We start from the raw sequence: 18,661 nt of genomic DNA, 5'->3' as shown, positions 1-18,661 counted from the left end.
TTCATGACCACTCTTTCCGGCAAGACAGCGTTGGTAACCGGCTCCACCAGCGGCATCGGCCTGGGCATCGCGCTGACTCTCGCGAAAGCGGGCGCCAACCTGATTCTCAATGGCTTCGGCGACTCCTCGAAGGTGACCGCCGACGTCGCTCAGTACGGCGGCAAGGTCGGCCATCATCCCGCCGATGTCAGCGACCCGGCACAGATTGCCGACATGGTCGCCTACGCCGAGCGCGAGTTTGGCGGCGTCGACATTCTGGTCAACAACGCCGGCATTCAGCACGTTGCGGCCGTAGAAGAGTTTCCTGTTGAGCGCTGGGATTCGATCATCGCGATCAACCTGTCATCGGTATTCCACAGCACGCGGTTGAGCCTGCCGGGCATGCGCCGCAAGAACTGGGGGCGCATCATCAATATCGCCTCGGTGCATGGCCAGGTCGGCTCTACCGGCAAAGCCGCGTATGTCGCCGCCAAGCATGGCGTGATCGGCCTGACCAAAGTGGTCGGGCTGGAAACTGCGACCAGTCAGGTGACTTGTAACGCAATCTGCCCCGGCTGGGTGTTGACGCCGCTGGTGCAGAAGCAGATCGATGATCGCGCGGGCAAAGGCGTCGACCCGCAGCAGGCGCAGCATGATCTGCTCGCCGAGAAACAGCCGTCGCTGGAGTTCGTCACACCGCAGCATCTGGGTGAGCTGGTGTTGTTCTTGTGCAGTGAAGCCGGCAGCCAGGTGCGCGGCGCGGCGTGGAATATTGATGGTGGGTGGCTGGCGCAATAAACACCTGGCCATTGTGGGAGCGAGCCTGCTCGAGAATGCGGTTTATCAGACACAGTTCGGGGTACTGACACAACGCTTTCACGAGCAGGCTCGCTCCCGCAGGGAATGATCTCCCTGGCCTGTACGAATCAGATAAGAAGAGGCAAACCCATGTCCGACATCCTCTGGCAACCCGACGCCCAGCGTATCGACCGTTCGCGGATGGACATTTTCCGGCGCGAAATCAATCAGCGGCATTCGCTTGAGCTCGACGGCTACCCGGCCCTGCACCAATGGAGCATCGATCAGCGCCCGGCGTTCTGGCAGGCGATCGTCGATTTCTTCGACATCCGCTTTCATACTCAGCCTGACGCCGTTTTGCGTGAAGGTGCAGAAATGCCCAGCGCCGAGTGGTTTCCGGGGGCGACGCTGAACTTCGCCGAACACCTGCTGCGCCGCCGCGACGATGCCGTGGCGGTGGTTGCTGTGGCGGAAAACGGCCAGCGCGAACAATTGACTTGGGCCGAACTGGCCGAACACGTCGCCGGTTTTCAGGCGAGCCTGCGCGCGGCGGGCGTTGGCCGGGGTGATCGCGTAGCCGCGTGCATGCCCAACACCTGGCAAACTCTGGTGGCGATGTTGGCCACCACCAGCCTCGGCGCGATCTGGTCCTGCTCGTCGCCGGACTTCGGCACTCACGGCGTGATCGATCGCTTTGGCCAGATCGAACCGAAGGTGCTGCTCACCTGTGCCGGTTATCAATACGCCGGAAAAACCCTGGATCAGACATCCAAGCTCAACGAAATCCTGATACAGCTGCCGTCGCTGCAGCAGTTGATCATCGTCCCGTACGCTCGCCCGCAAGCGCGCATCGAGGATTACCAAACCTTAGCCGATGTCTCCTTCTGGGAGGAATTTTATCAACCCGGCGGCGAACCGGATTTCACCCCGGTGCCGTTCAATCATCCGCTCTACGTGCTGTACTCCAGCGGCACCACTGGCGTGCCGAAATGCATCGTCCACAGCACCGGCGGTGTGCTGCTGCAACACGTCAAAGAGCACGGATTGCACTGTGACCTCGGTCCCGGCGACCGCTTGTTCTACTACACGACCTGCGGCTGGATGATGTGGAACTGGCTGGTTTCGGCGCTCGCAGTGGGCAGCGCCGTGGTGCTCTACGACGGCTCGCCGTTTCATCCGGATCACCAGCGCTTGCTAGACCTGATCGACGACGAGCGCATCAGCGTGTTTGGCACCAGCCCCAAGTTCCTCGCGACTCTGGAAAGCAACGGCACCAAGCCCCGAGAAAGCCATGAACTGGGCAGTTTGAAAACCCTGCTGTGCACAGGCTCTGCTTTGTCACCGCAAAGCTACGATTTTGTTTACCGCGACTTCAAAACCGATGTGTGCCTGGCTTCAATGTCCGGTGGTACCGACATCGTCTCGTGCTTCGTCAATGGCAACCCGCTGTCAGCGGTACGTCGCGGAGAAATCATGGGCAAGAGCCTGGGCATGGCCGTTGAGGTCTGGAACGACGCTGGCCAGCCGGTGTTCGGTGAGAAAGGTGAACTGGTCTGCATACGGCATTTCCCGGCGATGCCGATCGGCTTGTGGAATGATCCCGACGGCTCAAAACTCCGCCAGTCCTGGTTCAGCCTGTTCCCCGGCGTCTGGGCACAAGGTGATTACGCCGAACAGTTGCCCCACGGCGCGATGATGATCCATGGCCGCTCGGATGCGGTACTGAACCCGGGCGGCGTGCGCATCGGCACGGCGGAAATCTATCGTCAGGTCGAGAAAATCACCGAGGTGCTGGACAGCGTCGCCATCGGTCAGCTATGGCAGGATGATGTGCGGGTCGTGCTGTTCGTGCGTTTGCGCGACAACGTCGAACTCGATCAAAGGCTTGAGCAGCGCATCCGCGATGTCATCCGCGCCAATACCACGCCGAGGCATGTCCCGGCGCGGATCGTTGCCGTGACGGACATACCGCGGACCATCAGCGGCAAAGTCGTGGAACTGGCCGTGCGTAACGTGGTGCACGGCGAACAGGTCAAGAACACCGATGCGCTGGCCAATCCCGAAGCGCTGGAACAGTTTCGGGACCGGCCAGAGCTTGTTGATTGAAAACGGCACTGGCGCCTCCATCCAACAGGTTGGCGGCAGTGCTTTTCATCAGCGAGGTTTGTTCAGGGTAATGACGACTGGCTCGTCAATGGCTTTGCCTGCACTGGCGTCGAGCGCGCCGCGCAGGATCGTCATGTTTTGATCGAATGTAGCTTTATCGGTAGCCAACTGACTCAACAGCGAGGTCGCCAAGGCCAGCGAGTCGGCGTTTTCGAAGGCTCTGGACGGCGCGTGGCAGTCTGTCCCGGTGTCCGACTCACGCAGGCAGCCGGCAGCCAGATTCAGCAGTGCCGTCACGTCCAGGCGCTGGCCATCGTCACTTGTGTGCACGGCATCGCTGGCATAGCCGACATCATCGGTTTGCGCACTGGCGTGGAACAGCTCATGAATCAGGTCGTCGGCAATCACGTCGTGGTTGAAGCCCATGCTGACGAAATGTCTGTTGAGGTTTCGCGTGTAGATTTCGACGAAGGCGATTTCAGACTTGTCGCCCGCATCGGCATCTTTCCAGCGCTGGTAGTTGTCGGCATCGAACGAGGCGAGCGTATCGTTGATTTTCAGGCCATCCAGAATCATGTTACTCATCGAAAAACCCGCAAAGTCGAAGCGGATCAAACGCAGATAGTTGACCAGGCGATCAGTGGAAACCTCTGAGGCACTGCCGAACACAATCTTCATCAGCGACTCGCGATCGCGTTTGAAATCATGACGGTTGAAGACTTCGATCGCGTTATCGATCTTGGTCCGCGCGCGCGGCAGACTTCGCTCGATGAACTTGCGCGTATAGCTGAGCGGCAATGTGCGTGGCGAATAGGGCAACTGCACGGGAGCGTGATACGCGAAACCATTCAGAGGCTTGCCCCAGAGGTTGCCGCGTCGGTTCAGTGCATACCATTTGTCACCACGGCGGGCAGCAAGTACGCCAACGGCATCAGCGGTTGCGCGGGGTCGCCAGCTCCCGAGCCCCAGTTGCACATTATCGGCAGCCTCCAGCAGATCCCAGGATTGCCGGCGGCCACTGATCTTGTGCAACTGCGCGTTGGCTTTGAGGATAAGGTCGTGGCTGTTTTTATTGAACCGCAGCAACCCTTTGTGCACCAGTTTGCCGCCGGCCTGCAGGCCGGATGGCACGCCGTCGAAGGGATTGAAAAGCGAGATGGCCGAAGTCAGCGCCAGGCGGGTGAAGCGCGCGGCCCTGGCGGTAGTGGAAATGGCCTTGGCGGAAATACTCAGCACTTTCGAGCTGGCGCCAGCGACAGTTCCCACCAGCCCGATGCCATCCATCAGACAACCGTAAAACCCGTCGACCATTTTGTTGTGGTCGCCCGAGACAATGTCCTCGATGCATTTCTTGAACGGTACGAGCAGGTCGATGAAGTACGTCAACAGTCGCTCGCCCTCGTCTTTGGAAAGTTCGAGTGCAGTCGGTATGCGCACGAGTTCTGTTAGTTCGCTGCTTTTCAGGAACGGACGGTTATGCACCAGAAACCCTGCGATGCGCGCGATCGCCGGATCATTGAATTTCTGGTAGAAGCCGGGCTTCGGTGCCGAAAAATGCATCGGCGCTTCTAGTTCACCGAAGTAATCGATGATCGCCATGCTGCTGGTAGCCAAAGTGTCTTCGGCTGCTGCGTGGGTATAGCGTTTGATGTTCAACGGCAGGCTTTGAGTTGCGGTGCGACTCAGGGGCAGCATCATGTTGGCGCTGGCACTCATCCGCGAGCGCTGCAGGAGCTTGCGCTCGCGTTTGATGAGAGCTCCCAGGGCGTCATTTTTTCGGGTTTCCGCACGCGAGGTGAATAACTCATAACAGAGCTCAGCGTTTTCATGGGACGCATACATCACAATGCCGAAGCGTCCTGTGGCGGCATCTCTGCTGTGTTGTGTTTCTTGTTCGAGCCCCAAACTCAAAGGGCCGCCGGCTCGACGCGTAGTGACATAGGATGCAGATCCGCGCACGGTGAAAAAATGTATGTCGGCATTCATGAACACCTGCAGATCTGCTTCCGGCATGTGCGCCAACGCCAGTTTGACGGCAGTCAGCATCCCGCTGTTCAGCTCTTTGAAATGCGCCGCCAGTTGGCGCTCCATTTCTTCTTCACAGGATTCAAGCGTTAGCAGCCCCGGATAACGCTGATAAAGACTGACACCTGAAGGATTGTAGTTGATGGCCGGTTGCGGCAATCCGTTGACGATCAGTCGCACAGTGCGTCTGTCCCACAGGCCAGTCACCATGTCGCCCGATTGATGCAGATCGACCATCGACATGATTTGCTGCCCGCCTTGCTCGGAAAGCGCTTTCTCGTCGAGGGTGGCGCAACCTGGCGCGGCTTTTTTCAGTTGAGTCCGGGCTATTTCTGCACGATTGGGCAACGGTGCTGAGAATGCCCGGGCTACCTGGGCGAATTGCTCCGAATGTTGCTCGAAGGCCTGCAGTGCAAGCTTTGTACAGGCCTCTTCTGATTGTTCGAGTTCAGCCCGGGCAATAATCCGGTTCAGCAATGCCCAATCGACAACCGGGTCGATCATCGCCAGATCCCGCAAATGTTTCTGCGCTTCACTGACTGCCTCCAGCTCGCCATAGGCAATGATCTGCGCATGGGTCATGACCCGCGAAGCTCCGGCCTTCGCTGCTTCAACCAGCACCACCGCACGAGTAAGGTTGATCCAGGCAATCGAGCCGAGCGTGACCGTGGCCGGCACCTCCCTGACGAGAAACTCCGGCGCGCTCCGAGCCAGAAGCAGGTGTGCGACCAAGGGCGCCAGGCCCCGATCAACCCAGCGCTTGTTCCTTACAAATTCGGCGTATTCGTTGCGAATCTCTGACGGATGACGTTCAAGGTTGGCAGGCGAATACAGATCACGGCGGTTGATCAATTGGTTGTTGCCAATGGATGGGTCGAGGTCGAGCAACACCGCGGTTATCAACAACTGGCGAAGGGTATCTTCGGAGACCGACTGCCCCTCATTGACGCCATACCAACCCAGCGCTTCAAGATAACTTCCAGCCAGTCTGAGCGCGATCGGATGTTCCACGCATTCAGCAATTCGCTGCGCTGCATTATCAGGCGATATAACGGGGCGGCCGGACACATTGTATAAAGCCGTCAGCAGTTTGCGCTTTGGCATCAACTTCGTCGTAGCCTTGCGAATTTCCGCGAACTGCTCTTCGGTTAATGCCGCCAACACATCATTAGTCTTTTGAAAGTATTCCCAGTAATCTCCCGGCTCTTTGACTTCAGGTGCGAATCTGAACAGGCCGATCAGATTCCTGACCTTGGCGTTGTTTTCAGGCAAGTCGATCTCGTGAAACTTGAACCATTGATCGAGAGTTACAGCCAAGTCGGGCCATATAAAACCGCCGGCTACTTTTGCTATATCCGAAATTACCGCCAATGCAGATTGTGTCGGCTGACTGAATTCAAAGTGACGCGCCGCGACCAGATCTACCCAACCTCTTTCGGCGCGGACTTCCATCTTGCCCTCTGCCGATACTCGTATCAGTCCGTCATGATCGCGCGCCTCTTCGCGGGCAAGTGCACCGACGACCGGGCCAGTTTCGAGCAACTCCGCAAGCAGAAGCCTGCCGGGGTTATAGATATCCTGAAGTGAAGAGCCCGGCTGCAGTTCTACTTCTCGCGCATACCAGTTGATTATTTGATCATCGCTATGTTCATCCAGCGCTTGCTCAAGATGCATCAATACCTGTTCACGCTCAATCGCATCTGCTGCGGATTGATATTGCCAGCCTGCCAAAGTAACTTTTGCAGGGCGGAATATCTTGTCTTTCTTCAAGTCAATCATTAAAAGCCTCATCAAACCAACTGGCTGACCATTCAGCCTGATGAGGTTTTATCCAGTTCGACGCTAGCGATCCATAGAATAAATATAAAGCAGTGTTGCGACATGCAACTTGAATCGCTGCAAGCTACTCGTCAGTCGATCAAACCCCATTCTCCTGAAGTTGAATCGCCTGCCCCTTTTTGATCGCCCTGAAGTTTGATTCGCAACTTGAGGTTATTCACCGAATCGGCATTCTTCAGGGCTTCCTGCTCGCTGATTGCGCCTTCTGCATACAACGCAAACAGTGCCGCGTCAAATGTCTGCATACCGAGTTCGGCTGACTTTTCCATCATCGGCTTGAGCTCTTCGAACTGACCGCGTCGGACCAGATCAGCGATGGTCGGTGAGCCCAGGAGAACTTCGACTGCCGCCCGCCTTTGACCATCAGCGGTACGCACCAGGCGCTGCGAGACAAAGGCTTTCAAGTTGTTGCCCAATGTCTGCAAAAGCTGTTCGCGCTTCTCCTCGGGAAACATATTGATGATTCGATCCAGCGCCTGATTGGCGTTGGTCGCATGCAGCGTCGACAACACAAGATGGCCGGTATCAGCGAATGACAGCGCATGCTCCATGGTTTCGCGGTCACGGATCTCACCAATCAATACAACATCCGGAGCCTGGCGCAGAGTGTTCTTCAAAGCCGCATGAAAGCTTCGGGTATCTACGCCGACTTCACGCTGATTGATGATCGAGCGCTTGTGTCGATGGATATATTCGATCGGGTCTTCGATCGTCACGATGTGTCCGGCGCTGTGGCGGTTACGGTGATCGATGAGCGCCGCCAGTGAAGTCGACTTGCCTGAACTGGTCGCGCCGACAAAAAGAATCAGGCCACGTTTGAGCATCACCGTTTCCAGCAGCACCGGCGGCAGCTTCAGGTCTTCGAATCGCGGGATGTCGACCTTGACGTTGCGGATCACGATCGAAACGTCGTTGCGCTGCTTGAAAATGTTCACCCGGAACCGCCCGACGCCCGTTCGGGAGATTGCCAGGTTCATTTCCAGATCCCGGTCGAACTCCCGGCGCTGCTCGGCGTCCATCAGGGAGGTGGCGATGGCCGCGGTTTCGCCTAGTTTGAATGGCCGATCGCTGAGCGCCGTCAGCACGCCATCAATGCGCGCGCTCGGCGCTGCGCCGGTAGAGAGGAACAGATCCGAGCCGTTTTTTTGCGACAATATTGACAACAGTGCATCGATTTCCATGGCTGAAAGCACCCGCGAAGCATTGAATGAGCAGATTTGGCCGACGCTTGGCGCGGCTCCTGCAACAATGATAGACCCCGTCTCACCGAACCACGCTCAGGATTGAAACATGAATGCTGTATCCACCACCGATGACGCTCAGGCCCTGATTGCCCGCACCGACTGGAGCCGCAGCCCGCTGGGCGCCGCCGGCACCTGGCCGCAGAGCCTGCGCACGGCGGTGGATATCGTGATTCATTCGCCGATGCCGATGCTGCTGTTATGGGGTCCGCAACTCACGCAGATCTACAACAATGGCTTTGCCCTGCTCGCTGGCAGCAAACATCCCGAAGCCTTCGGCCAGCCGACGCATGAGGTCTGGCCGGAAGTGCGGGATTTTGCCGAGCCGATTTACCAAGCGGTGCTGCAGGGCCAGGTGCGCAGCTTCAGCGAACAGCGGTTCAGCGTGCAGCGGGACGGCGAAAAAACCGATTTCTGGCTGGATCTGACCTACAGCCCGATTCGCGATGAAACCGCACAGGTTGCCGGGATATTGATCACCGCCATCGAAACCAACGAGCGCCGACGCATTGCCCTGGAATTGCAGCGTCGCTCAGAAGAAAGCCTCAAGGCCCAGCGCCAGTCCGAGGAGCGTCTGCAACTGGCCCTCGCCGCCACCGACGCCGTCGGCACCTGGGATTGGGACATTGGCGAAGACCGTTTCATCGCCGATGCGCACTTCGCCGAATTGCATGGCGTCGATCCGACCCGGGCCGGGCAACTGCCGATCAGCGAATACATGCACGGGGTGCACCCCGAAGACCGCGCCATGGTCGCGCGCGGCATCAAGTACTGCATTACTCATGGCACCGAGTACGCAGAGGAATACCGCTTGTTGCAGGCCGATGGCACGCTGCGCTGGGTGTTCGCGCGCGGGCGTTGCTACAAGGATCATCATGGGCGGCCGATGCGCTTTCTCGGCGCGGCGCTGGACCTGACCGAACGCAAGCATACGGAACAGGCGCTGCGTCAGAGCCAAACCGAATTGCAGTTGATCATCAACGCCATGCCGATCCTCATCAGCTACGTCGACGCCGAAGAACGTTTTCGCCTCAACAATGCAGCGTATCTGGACTGGTACGGCCTCACACCGCAGGAGTTGTATGGGCGCACGATCCGCGAAGTCATCGGCGAAGAGGCGTATTTCCTGCGTGCGCCGTACATCGCCGAAGCACTGGCCGGGCGCTCCTGTTCCTTCAGTTTCTACACGCCGCACCGCGATGGCAGCACCCGTCATGCCCTCATGAATTATCTGCCGCGACATGGCGCAGACGGTGCAGTGAATGGCTTCTACATCTTTGTCATCGACGAAACCGAGCGCAAGAAAACCGAGGAAGCCCTGCGTAATCTCAACGAGACCCTCGAAGAGCGGGTCAGCGCGCGCACCGAGCAACTGGCGCAGGCCAACGAGCGCTTGCAGAACGAGATGTTCGAACGCGAGCGCGCCGAAGACGCCTTGCGCCACGCGCAGAAGATGGAAGCTGTCGGCCAGCTCACCGGCGGCATCGCCCATGACTTCAACAACATGCTCACCGGTATCATCGGCAGCCTCGACTTGATGCAGCGCTATATCGCCAACGGTCGCGCCGACGAGATCGGCCGTTTCACCGAAGCGGCGGTGTCGTCGGCCAACCGCGCGGCCGCGCTGACGCATCGCTTGCTGGCCTTCTCGCGGCGCCAGTCGCTGGACCGCAAGCAACTGCACGTCAACGAACTGGTGCATTCGCTGGAAGACCTGATCCGCCGCACCAAGGGCGATGCGATCGAGCTGCAACTGCGCCTGCCCGAAGATTTGTGGCCGGTGAGTACCGACGTCAGCCAGCTGGAAAATGCCCTGCTCAATCTGGTGATCAATGCCCGCGACGCGATGCCCGAAGGCGGCACGTTGCTGATCCAGACCGCCAACGTGTATCTCGACAGCAGCGACATCACCATTCTCGAGCCGGTGAAGGCTGGGGAATACGTAATGCTCGCGGTCAGCGATAACGGCACCGGCATGACTCCATCAATCCGCTCCAAGGCGTTCGACCCGTTTTTCACCACCAAACCGATCGGCCAAGGCACCGGGCTCGGCCTGTCAATGATTTATGGTTTCGCCCAGCAGTCCGGCGGCCATGTCAGCCTCGAAAGTGTGCCGGGGCAAGGTACTTGCGTACGTCTGTACTTGCCGCGTTTGCTTGAGCCAGCGCCCGAATTCTCGTCTGTGGAGAAAGCCGAACCGATTGCCGCTTCATCTTCGGGCGAGACCGCGATCGTGGTCGAGGACGATCCGGCGGTGCGCATGCTGGTGCTCGATCTGCTCAAGGAACTGGGCTACACCACCTTCGAAGCGGAAAACGCCACGAACGCCCTGCCCCTGCTCGAATCCGCACAACGCGTCGATCTGCTAGTCACTGATGTCGGGCTGCCGGGCATGAACGGACGCCAGTTGGCGGAGATTGCTCGCCAACATCGTCCGGGGCTTAAAGTGCTGTTCATGACCGGTTACGCGCAGATTGCTGCCGAGCGTCAGGGCTTTCTTGAAGAGGGCATGGACATGGTCGCCAAGCCCTTTGTCCTTGAAGTGCTGGCGAGCAAGATTCGCAAGTTGAGCAACCCGACCCCGCGACTTGAGGCATAATCGCGCGCCCCGCTGTCACCCCGTTATCAGGTATTGCACGATGAAAGCCCAAGCCCGCCACATTCTGGTGAAAACCGCCGAAGAGGCCGAACAACTCAAACAGCGCATTGCCAAGGGCGAAGCGTTCGATGTGCTGGCGAAGAAATTTTCCACCTGCCCGTCCGGCAAACGCGGCGGCGACCTGGGCGAAGTGCGGCCGGGGCAGATGGTCGGCGCGATTGATGCGGTGATTTTCAAGAAGCCGCTGCGCACCGTGCATGGGCCGATCAAGAGCAAGTTTGGTTATCACCTGGTGCAGGTGTTTTATCGGGATTGATCGGCTGGCTGCCGGGCTTCTTCGCGAGCAGGCTCGCTCCCACATGTCGACCAAGTTTTCATTGTGGGAGCGAGCCTGCTCGCGAACCGATTGCGCAGCAAGCGGCCATTCTCTGATTACCTGGGGATCAGCGCTCCAGGCACCTGTATCACCCGACTGGCCAATTCATGTCCCGCTTGCGCCGCCTCTGCCGGACTGCCACCGAGCAAGCGCCTCGCCAGATACGCCGCACTGAACGAATCCCCCGCCGCCGTGGTGTCGACAACCTTGTCGACCTTGTGCGCCGGCACTTCAAACGCCTCCCCCTGACAACGAATCAGACACGCCTCGGCACCGCGCTTGAGCACCACTTCCGGTGTGCCGATCTGTGCGTACGTGGCAAACACCTCAGCGCAATCGGCAAACCCGAACAGCGCCTGTTCGTCATCCACGGTGAGTAACGCCAGATCCACATATGGCAAGACGCTGCGATACGCTGCGCGCGCCTCTTCCACCGACGCCCACAAGCGTGGGCGGTAGTTGTTGTCGAAAACGATGCGTGCGCCGCGCTGTCTGGCTTCAATCAGGGTCTTGATCAGTCGGGCGCGGCCTTGCATTCCGAGTACGGCGAGGGTGATCCCACTGAAATACAGCACGTCGTAGTCCGGCAACGCCACGAGGATCGGCTCGGCCGCGGGGGTGGTGAAGCAATCGCGTACCGCCGCTTCGTTGCGCCAGTACAGAAAGCGCCGCTCGCCGTTGGCGTCGGTCTGGATGCAATACAGACCGGGCAGCCGACCGGGCAAGCGCTGCACCAGATCGAGGCCGATGCCTTCGCTGCGCCAGATCTGGCACATGGCGTCACTGAAACTATCATCGCCCAACGCGGTGACGTAGTCGACTTGCGCCTTGTCGCCCAGCGCGCGGGACAGATACACCGCCGTATTGAGGGTGTCGCCACCGAAGCTTTGCTGCAGACTGCCGTCGGCGCGTTGCTGCAGTTCGATCATGCATTCACCGATCAGGGCGATGCGTGGGGTGTTGCTGAGGATTTTCATCGGGTGGGATCTCGGGTGGTTCAGTGGTGGCTAAGCGGGCGTCTTCGCGAGCAGGCTCGCTCCCACAATGGAACGCATTGATCTTGTGGGAGCGAGCCTGCTCGCGAATAGCCGCCGCAACGCAATCTCAAGCCTTAGAAACAAGTCTCCATGGTCTCGATGACCGCCATCTGCTCATCCACCAGCAACCCAACACGCCATTTATCGAACGTCAGGCACGGGTGCGATGTACCAAAGGAAATGATGTCGCCGACCCGCAGTTCTACACCCGGCGCTACGGTCATGAACGCATGCTGATCCATCACCGCCGTGACCTTGCACGCGCCGACATCATCCCCCGCCGCCGGCACCACACCGGCCTTGTAGCGCAACAACGGCACCGGCAAACCGGCATCGAAGGCGACATCGCGCTTGCCCAGGGCGATCACCGCAAAACCCGGTTCCGGCAGCGACTGCACATGAGCCCAGACTTCCAGCGCCGGGCGCAGGCCTTCGTGCAGGTCGCTGCGGCGGTCGAGCACGCAGCACTGCGCCTCTTTGTAGATGCCATGGTCGTGCGCGACATAACTGCCCGGGCGCAACACGCTGAGGAAGCGGCCAGCGGCGTTCTGGGTTTCGAAGGATTCGGCGATCAAGTCGTACCAGGCCGAACCCGACGCAGTGATGATCGGTCTGGCGATGGCAAAGGCGCCGCTGTCCTGTAGCTGCACCGCGAGGCGAACCAGCGACGCGGCGAATTCGCGAATGCCACTGACCGCATGATCGCCATGAATCACGCCTTCGTAACCTTCGATGCCGGTCAGGGCCAGTGCCGGCTGCGCATCGATGGCCTTGGCCAGCTCGATGACTTCCTGCTCGCTGCGGCACCCGCAACGGCCGCCGACCACGCCGTATTCGATCATCACGTTGAGCTTCACTCGCCGCGAAGCGAAGTAACTCCCGAGGTCGGCGACGTTGTCCGGGTGATCGACCATGCAATGGAAATCGAACGTCGGATCGGCGAGCAGATCGGCAATCAACGCCATGTTCGGCGTGCCGACCAACTGGTTGGCCATCAACACGCGACGCACGCCGTGGGCATAAGCCGCGCGGGTCTGGGTGGCGCTGGCGAGGGTGATTCCCCAGGCGCCGGCGTCGAGCTGTCGTTTGAACAGTGCCGGGGTCATGCTGGTTTTGCCGTGGGGCGCCAGTTCGGCGCCGCTGTCGCTGACGAATTTCTGCATCCAGCGAATGTTGTGCTCCAGCGCCTCGCGGTGCAGCACCAGCGCCGGCAGGCTGACGTCGCGGGTCAATTGCGCACCGATGGCGGCGTCGCCTTTTTCTACGGCAGAGTTGATGGCATTGGTCATGGTCCAATCCTCACAGTCGCGGCCGCAGGCAGCCACGGTTATTCGTTGATCCGCCGGGCGAGGCTGTTGGCGCTCTCGATCAGCACCCGGCGATAGTCGTTGTAATTGTTTTTCGCATCGGCGCGCGGGGCGACGATGCACAAAGTGCAAATGGCCACGCCCTGCGGATCTTTGACCGGCGCGGCGAAGCAATGGGTGAAGGTGTCGGCGACGCTGTCGAAGGAGAAGAAGCCATCGCTGCCGGCCTGACGAATCTCCGCCAGAAAACGTTCCAGTGGCAGGCGTTCGCCGTCGGGCAGGATGTAGTCGTCTTCGTCGATCAGGTCGATGATCTGCTGATCGCTCAAATGCGCGAGCAGCAGGCGTCCGGAAGCTGTCCACGGGATCGGCGCGTTTTCGCCGATATCCGATGAGATGCGGAAATGCCGCTCGCCCTCTTTCATCAACGCCACCGTGTATTTGCGCCCGTTGAGCAGACACATCTGCGCAGTTTCGCGGGTCTGGCTGACGATCTCCTGCAAAGCGTGATCAGCCTCGCGGCTGAGGTCGAAATGCCGCAGATGCGCCTGGCCAAGGAAGTACAACTGGCGGCCAAGATAGACGTGGCCATCCTTGCCCACCGGCTCCAGAATCCGTCGCTCCAGCAAGGATGCGACCAGTTCGTAGACCGTGGATTTTGGGCCGCCGATGCCGCTGGCAATGTCGTTGGGGCGCAGGGGCTGGCCGATTTCCTTGAGAAAATCGAGGATATCGAACGCCCGATCCAGACCGCGTGCCCGGCGCTTGATGGTGTCTTCGGTCATGTCAGTGGTTTCCATTCAAAGTCGCCGGGAGTTTACAGCCAATGATCGTTCCCATGCTCCGCGTGGGAATGCCTCACCGGACGCTCCGCGTCCACTTTTGGGACGCAGAGCGTCCCGGGCTGCATTCCCACGCAGAGCGTGGGAACGATCGGCGTGTATCAGGCCTTTTTCTTGTAGGCAATGCAGTCGATCTCAACCTTGCAATCAACCATCATGCTTGCCTGCACACAGGCCCGCGCCGGGGCGTGTTCGGGTTTGAAATACTCGGCGAAGACCTTGTTGAAACTGCTGAAATCCCGAGGATCGTCCAGCCAGACGCCAGCGCGGACCACATCTTCAAGGCCATAACCAGCCTCTTCGAGAATGGTGATCAGGTTCTTCATGGTCTGGTGGGTCTGCTCGACAATGCCACCAACGATGATCTCGCCATCCACCGCCGGTACCTGGCCGGACACATGCAGCCAGCCATCCGCCTCAACGGCGCGGGCGAATGGACGAGGCTGGCCGCCGGCGGCGGTGCTGCCGGTGCCGTAACGCGTAATGCTCATGGGTGTTTCTCCTGATTGCAAAAGTGCAGATTCAAAACCGCGTGCTTTTGAGAAATTCCGCCAGACGCGGCGATTGCGGGCGCTCGAACAGTTCCTTGGGAGGTCCCTGCTCTTCGATGCGCCCCTGATTCATGAAAACGATCTTGTCCGAGACCTCGAAGGCGAAACGCATTTCGTGGGTCACCAGCAACATGGTCATGCCGTCCTCGGCCAGCCCCTTGATCACGTTGAGCACCTCACCGACCAGCTCCGGATCGAGGGCCGAAGTGACCTCATCGAAGAGCATCAGGCTGGGGTTCATCGCAATCGCTCGGGCAATCGCGACGCGCTGTTGCTGGCCGCCGGACAACTGACCGGGAAAGTGATTGCGCCGCTCCAGCAGGCCGACACGCTCCAGCCATTTTTCGGCAAGCACCACGGCTTCGTCCTTGTGCATTTTCTTCACCTTGAGCAGGCCCAAGGTGACGTTCTGCAACGCGGTCAGGTGCGGAAACAGGTTGAATTGCTGGAAAGCCATGCCGGTCATCGCACGATGGCGGGCAATGACCTTTTCCGCATGGCGCACACGTTTACCGTTGACCTCGTCATAGCCGATGGACTCGCCGTCGAGGAGGATCTGCCCGCCCTGAAACTCTTCAAGCATGTTCACGCAACGCAGCAGCGTGGTTTTGCCCGAACCGCTGGAGCCGATCAGCGTGACGACGTTGCCGCGCTGCATGCTCAGGTCGACACCCTTGAGCACTTCCACCGCGCCGTACTGTTTGTGCAGGCCGCGAATGTCCAGCAATGCCTGATTCTGTGAAGCAACTTGAGCTTGAGTCATGGCAGGGCCACCCGCTTTTCAATGTGCCGGCCGAGTAATTCGATGCCGTAGTTGATGACGAAGAACAGAAAACCGGCGAACAGGTAGAACTCCAGGGTCATGAAGTTCCGGGCGATGATCTGTTGCGTGCTGAGCAGCAATTCGGCGACGCCGATCACCGAGAGCAAGGTCGACGCCTTGACGATTTCGGTGGACGAGTTGACCCAGGTCGGCAGGATCTGCCGCAGCGCCTGAGGCAACAGGACGTAGCCGAGGGATTGGTAGAACGACAGGCCGATGGCTTTCCCCGCCTCCATCTGCCCGCGCGGCAAGGCTTGCAGGGCGCCACGGACGATTTCGGCGACGTGCGAGCCGCAGAACAGCGTCAGGCCCAGCGCGCCGGCCTGAAACGCGCTGATCTGCCAACCCAGCGCCGGCGCCATATAAAAGCAGGCCAGCACCAGTACAAACACTGGCGTGCCGCGAATCAGATCGACGTACAGCCGAAACGGCGCGCGCATCCAGAATCTGCCGTAAGTCAGGATTAGCCCGGCAACCACGCCGAGCATGGTGCCCAAGACGATGGCCAGCGCCGAGACCTGCACGCTGGTCAGAAAGCCCTGCCACAACGGCTCGCGCGCGACCCACAATTCATGCAACCAACTGGGAGATTCGTACATCGCAGCCTCCTATCGGCGGATCGCCAGACGCTGCTCGAGGTAACGCAGCAGCATGGCAATGAGGTAACAGGCCGCGACATACAACGCCGTGGTCACCAGCCAGGTTTCGATCACCCGGTAGCTCTCGACGTTGATCTTGCGCGCGTAATAGGTCAGCTCCGGCACCGCAATCGCAGCCGCCAGCGAGGTGTCCTTGAACAGCGAAATGAAGTTGTTCGACAGCGCCGGCAACACGTTGCGCAGCATCACCGGCACGGTGACGTAAGCCTTGACCTGCCATTCACCGAGACCGATTGCCAGCCCGGCTTCGCGCTGACCCTTCGGAATGCTCAGCAAGCCGCCACGAAAGACTTCGGTCAGGTACGCGCCGGCATACAGCGACAGCGTGATGATGAACGAAGGAATCTTGTCCAGACGAATGCCAAGGCTGGGCAGTGCAAAGTAGATCAACAGAATCAACACCAGAATCGGCGTGTTGCGTACCACCGTGACGTACACCGAGGCCAGCACCCGCAAGGCGCGATGCTTCGACAGCAAGGCGAACGCCATCAGCAGGCCGATCACGCAGCCGATGGCGATCGACACCAGCGCCAGCTGCAAGCCCAGACCGAGCCCCGCCAGCAAGGTGTCGAAATCGCGCCACACGGCGGCAAAGTTCAACTGATAGTTCATGGTCAGCGGTACCTTGAGCGGGGCGACGGTATCGCCCCACTCTCACGGGATCATTTGAATTCGACTGGGAAACCGATGGCTGGAGATGGCAGATCAACACCGAACCATTGTTTGAACGAAGCGGCATAGGTCGGGAACTCAACCCCGGTCATGGCTTCATGCAGCGCGGTGTTGACGAAGTTCAGCCAGTCCTGATCGCCACGTTTGACGGCGCAGGCGTAAGTCTGCGGGCTCCAGGCATAGCTCGGGCTGCGGTAGCGGCCAGGGTTCTGCACCATCAGGTATTTGACCGACGACTGATCGGTGGCGGCGGCATCGGCGCGGCCGGAGTTCACCGCCTGGTACATCAGATCGACGCTGTCGTACTGGTCGACCTTGGCCTTGGGCAATGCCTGATGCACCAATTTTTCGGCGTAGACGTTCTGCAGCACCGCAACGGTAACGTCATCGCCCGCCGCCTGCAGGTCTTCGATTTCCTTGTACTTGCTGTTGTTCGGCAACAGCAGGCCAACACCTTCGCGGTAGTACGGCAGGGTGAACGCGACTTGCTGTGCGCGGCTGGCGGTAACGGTGATGAACTGGCAGCTCATGTCGACCTTGTCGGTGAGCAGATTGGGAATCCGCGCATCGGACGACTGCACCACGAACTCGACCTTGCTCGGGTCGTTGAACAACCCTTTGGCCACGATCCTGGCGATGTCGATATCAAAACCCTGCAACTTGCCGTCCGCGCCCTGAAAGTGCCACGGCGCATTGGTGCTGCCGGTGCCCACGATCAACTTGCCACGGGCCAGAACACTGTCGAGCTTGCTGTCGGCAGCCTGGGCAACGCCCATGACCGAGGAAGAAGCCGCAAGAACAAAAACACACGCTTTGAACAACGAAGGACGGCGATGCATGGCAAGCACTCCAGATTGTGTTTATTCCGCTATACCGGAACACGGTTTGTTAGTACGGAATAGACAGCAGAAAGTGTGCCACAGGAATCAGGAGAAATCTGTAGTCGTATTGAATGCTTTGTTAATCAAGGAGATATGGACTTGCGGACCAATTGATCGGTCCGACCCAACACGCAGGAAGATCCCTGCGATCACTAATGAAAGGGGTGATTCGTTCCCAACTTGGGTCAGATCGCGCCGTTGTGGTGCGAATCAGGGTGACAGTTGAACAAGACCCGGTATCAGCGCTTTAGCGCCTGCCTGTAGACATCCCCACCCTGCCGTTTCCCGACCGCTATCACCGTAACGACCAGTACCTCATCCCTGACCCGATAGACCAACCGATATCCAGCGCTTCGAAGCTTGATTTTATAGGCGTTACTCAATCCTTTCAGACGAGCCGCCGGAACGTGGGGATTTGCCAGCCTTTCAACAAGTTTATTTTTGAACTGCTCTCTGAGCTCCGACCCAAGCTTTCGCCACTCCTTCCAAGCCTTTTCAGAAAATTCCAGTTCATAGGTCATCAATGGATACCTTGATGGTCGGATCGTTTTCTCGCTCTTTGCAAAGGGCGATCAGTTCCAGATCCTCCAAGCGCTCCATCATTGCTTCATATTCCTTGGCAGGAACACAGTAGAAGGCCGGTTCGTTTCGATTAAGGATCGCCACAGACCGGCCTCCACCAGCTGCCACTGTACCCATAGGATTTTTTTTCAATTCGGAAATACTCGCTACGACGTGAGAAAGAACAATGTGCGTCATGAACTGTGCCTCTTGGAGTGCTCTGATTAGTGCTCAAAATAGCACTCCAAGTGATGCTCGGCGCAATGCATTGAGGTTATCACGCGGTTTCTTGTGAGGTTCCCGCATTGGTTGTCAGGTCTATCTGGCGTTCTTGTGGGATTAATCTCGTGGTTACGCAGCCCACC

General features: G+C 59.0%; 16 protein-coding genes. 4 read left to right on the top strand and 12 right to left on the bottom strand.

The window, feature by feature from the left end; all coding sequences use genetic code 11:
* Positions 1-3: 3 nt before the first annotated feature.
* The gene (hbdH, locus tag HU724_RS13070) at positions 4-777 is read left to right on the top strand and encodes a 3-hydroxybutyrate dehydrogenase (protein ID WP_186567147.1); all 774 of its coding nucleotides are present in this window, start codon (positions 4-6) and stop codon (positions 775-777) included.
* A 150-nt stretch (positions 778-927) separates the two neighbouring features.
* On the top strand, positions 928-2,883 hold the full coding sequence (locus HU724_RS13065) for an acetoacetate--CoA ligase (protein ID WP_186567149.1): 1,956 nt from the start codon (positions 928-930) through the stop codon (positions 2,881-2,883).
* A gap of 48 nt (positions 2,884-2,931) precedes the next feature.
* On the opposite strand, the gene HU724_RS13060 is transcribed toward HU724_RS13065, so the two are convergent.
* Entirely contained in the window at positions 2,932-6,687 is a 3,756-nt protein-coding gene (locus tag HU724_RS13060; RefSeq protein ID WP_186567151.1) for a hypothetical protein, read from the bottom strand.
* A 131-nt stretch (positions 6,688-6,818) separates the two neighbouring features.
* A complete protein-coding gene (locus HU724_RS13055; protein WP_186567153.1) occupies positions 6,819-7,928 on the bottom strand; it encodes a PilT/PilU family type 4a pilus ATPase in 1,110 nt (369 codons plus the stop codon).
* A 109-nt stretch (positions 7,929-8,037) separates the two neighbouring features.
* Here HU724_RS13055 and HU724_RS13050 point away from each other — a divergent pair, with 109 nt between their 5' ends.
* Together HU724_RS13050 and HU724_RS13045 are read left to right on the top strand one after the other, a co-directional pair.
* Positions 8,038-10,587: a PAS domain-containing hybrid sensor histidine kinase/response regulator gene (locus HU724_RS13050; RefSeq protein WP_186567155.1), complete on the top strand. Its 2,550-nt coding sequence runs from the start codon at positions 8,038-8,040 to the stop codon at positions 10,585-10,587.
* Between the two features lie 40 nt (positions 10,588-10,627).
* The gene (locus tag HU724_RS13045; protein ID WP_007912322.1) at positions 10,628-10,903 is read left to right on the top strand and encodes a peptidylprolyl isomerase; all 276 of its coding nucleotides are present in this window, start codon (positions 10,628-10,630) and stop codon (positions 10,901-10,903) included.
* A 116-nt stretch (positions 10,904-11,019) separates the two neighbouring features.
* Here HU724_RS13045 and kdgK read toward each other — a convergent pair whose 3' ends face one another.
* From kdgK to HU724_RS12995, 10 genes are all read right to left on the bottom strand, one after another.
* The gene (gene kdgK, locus HU724_RS13040) at positions 11,020-11,940 is read right to left on the bottom strand and encodes a 2-dehydro-3-deoxygluconokinase (RefSeq protein WP_186567157.1); all 921 of its coding nucleotides are present in this window, start codon (positions 11,938-11,940) and stop codon (positions 11,020-11,022) included.
* A gap of 134 nt (positions 11,941-12,074) precedes the next feature.
* A complete protein-coding gene (locus HU724_RS13035) occupies positions 12,075-13,289 on the bottom strand; it encodes an amino acid deaminase (protein WP_186567159.1) in 1,215 nt (404 codons plus the stop codon).
* A 38-nt stretch (positions 13,290-13,327) separates the two neighbouring features.
* On the bottom strand, positions 13,328-14,092 hold the full coding sequence (locus HU724_RS13030) for an IclR family transcriptional regulator (RefSeq protein ID WP_186567233.1): 765 nt from the start codon (positions 14,090-14,092) through the stop codon (positions 13,328-13,330).
* A 158-nt stretch (positions 14,093-14,250) separates the two neighbouring features.
* Positions 14,251-14,640 carry a RidA family protein gene (locus tag HU724_RS13025; RefSeq protein WP_186567161.1) on the bottom strand — a complete coding sequence of 130 codons (390 nt, stop codon included), beginning with the start codon at positions 14,638-14,640 and terminating at the stop codon, positions 14,251-14,253.
* Positions 14,641-14,671: 31 nt separating this feature from the next.
* Positions 14,672-15,463, bottom strand: a complete 792-nt coding sequence (locus tag HU724_RS13020) for an amino acid ABC transporter ATP-binding protein (protein ID WP_130911292.1) — start codon at positions 15,461-15,463, stop codon at positions 14,672-14,674.
* Positions 15,460-16,122, bottom strand: coding sequence for an amino acid ABC transporter permease (locus HU724_RS13015; RefSeq protein WP_186567163.1), 663 nt, complete (start codon positions 16,120-16,122; stop codon positions 15,460-15,462). Before HU724_RS13015 ends, HU724_RS13020 begins: the two co-directional genes overlap by 4 nt.
* 9 nt (positions 16,123-16,131) lie before the next feature.
* Complete coding sequence (locus HU724_RS13010) at positions 16,132-16,794, bottom strand: amino acid ABC transporter permease (RefSeq protein ID WP_024012746.1); 663 nt, start codon at positions 16,792-16,794, stop codon at positions 16,132-16,134.
* Between the two features lie 50 nt (positions 16,795-16,844).
* Positions 16,845-17,693 (bottom strand): transporter substrate-binding protein, encoded by an 849-nt coding sequence (locus HU724_RS13005; RefSeq protein ID WP_186567165.1) that lies wholly within the window; start codon positions 17,691-17,693, stop codon positions 16,845-16,847.
* Positions 17,694-17,974: 281 nt separating this feature from the next.
* Positions 17,975-18,256: a type II toxin-antitoxin system RelE family toxin gene (locus HU724_RS13000; RefSeq protein WP_039758603.1), complete on the bottom strand. Its 282-nt coding sequence runs from the start codon at positions 18,254-18,256 to the stop codon at positions 17,975-17,977.
* Positions 18,246-18,494, bottom strand: a complete 249-nt coding sequence (locus tag HU724_RS12995; protein ID WP_039758605.1) for a type II toxin-antitoxin system Phd/YefM family antitoxin — start codon at positions 18,492-18,494, stop codon at positions 18,246-18,248. Before HU724_RS12995 ends, HU724_RS13000 begins: the two co-directional genes overlap by 11 nt.
* Positions 18,495-18,661 lie beyond the last annotated feature (167 nt).

Source organism: Pseudomonas iranensis, from assembly GCF_014268585.2.
GTDB classification, from domain to species: Bacteria; Pseudomonadota; Gammaproteobacteria; order Pseudomonadales; family Pseudomonadaceae; genus Aquipseudomonas; species Aquipseudomonas iranensis.
This window is presented reverse-complemented; position numbering and strand designations above follow the sequence as displayed.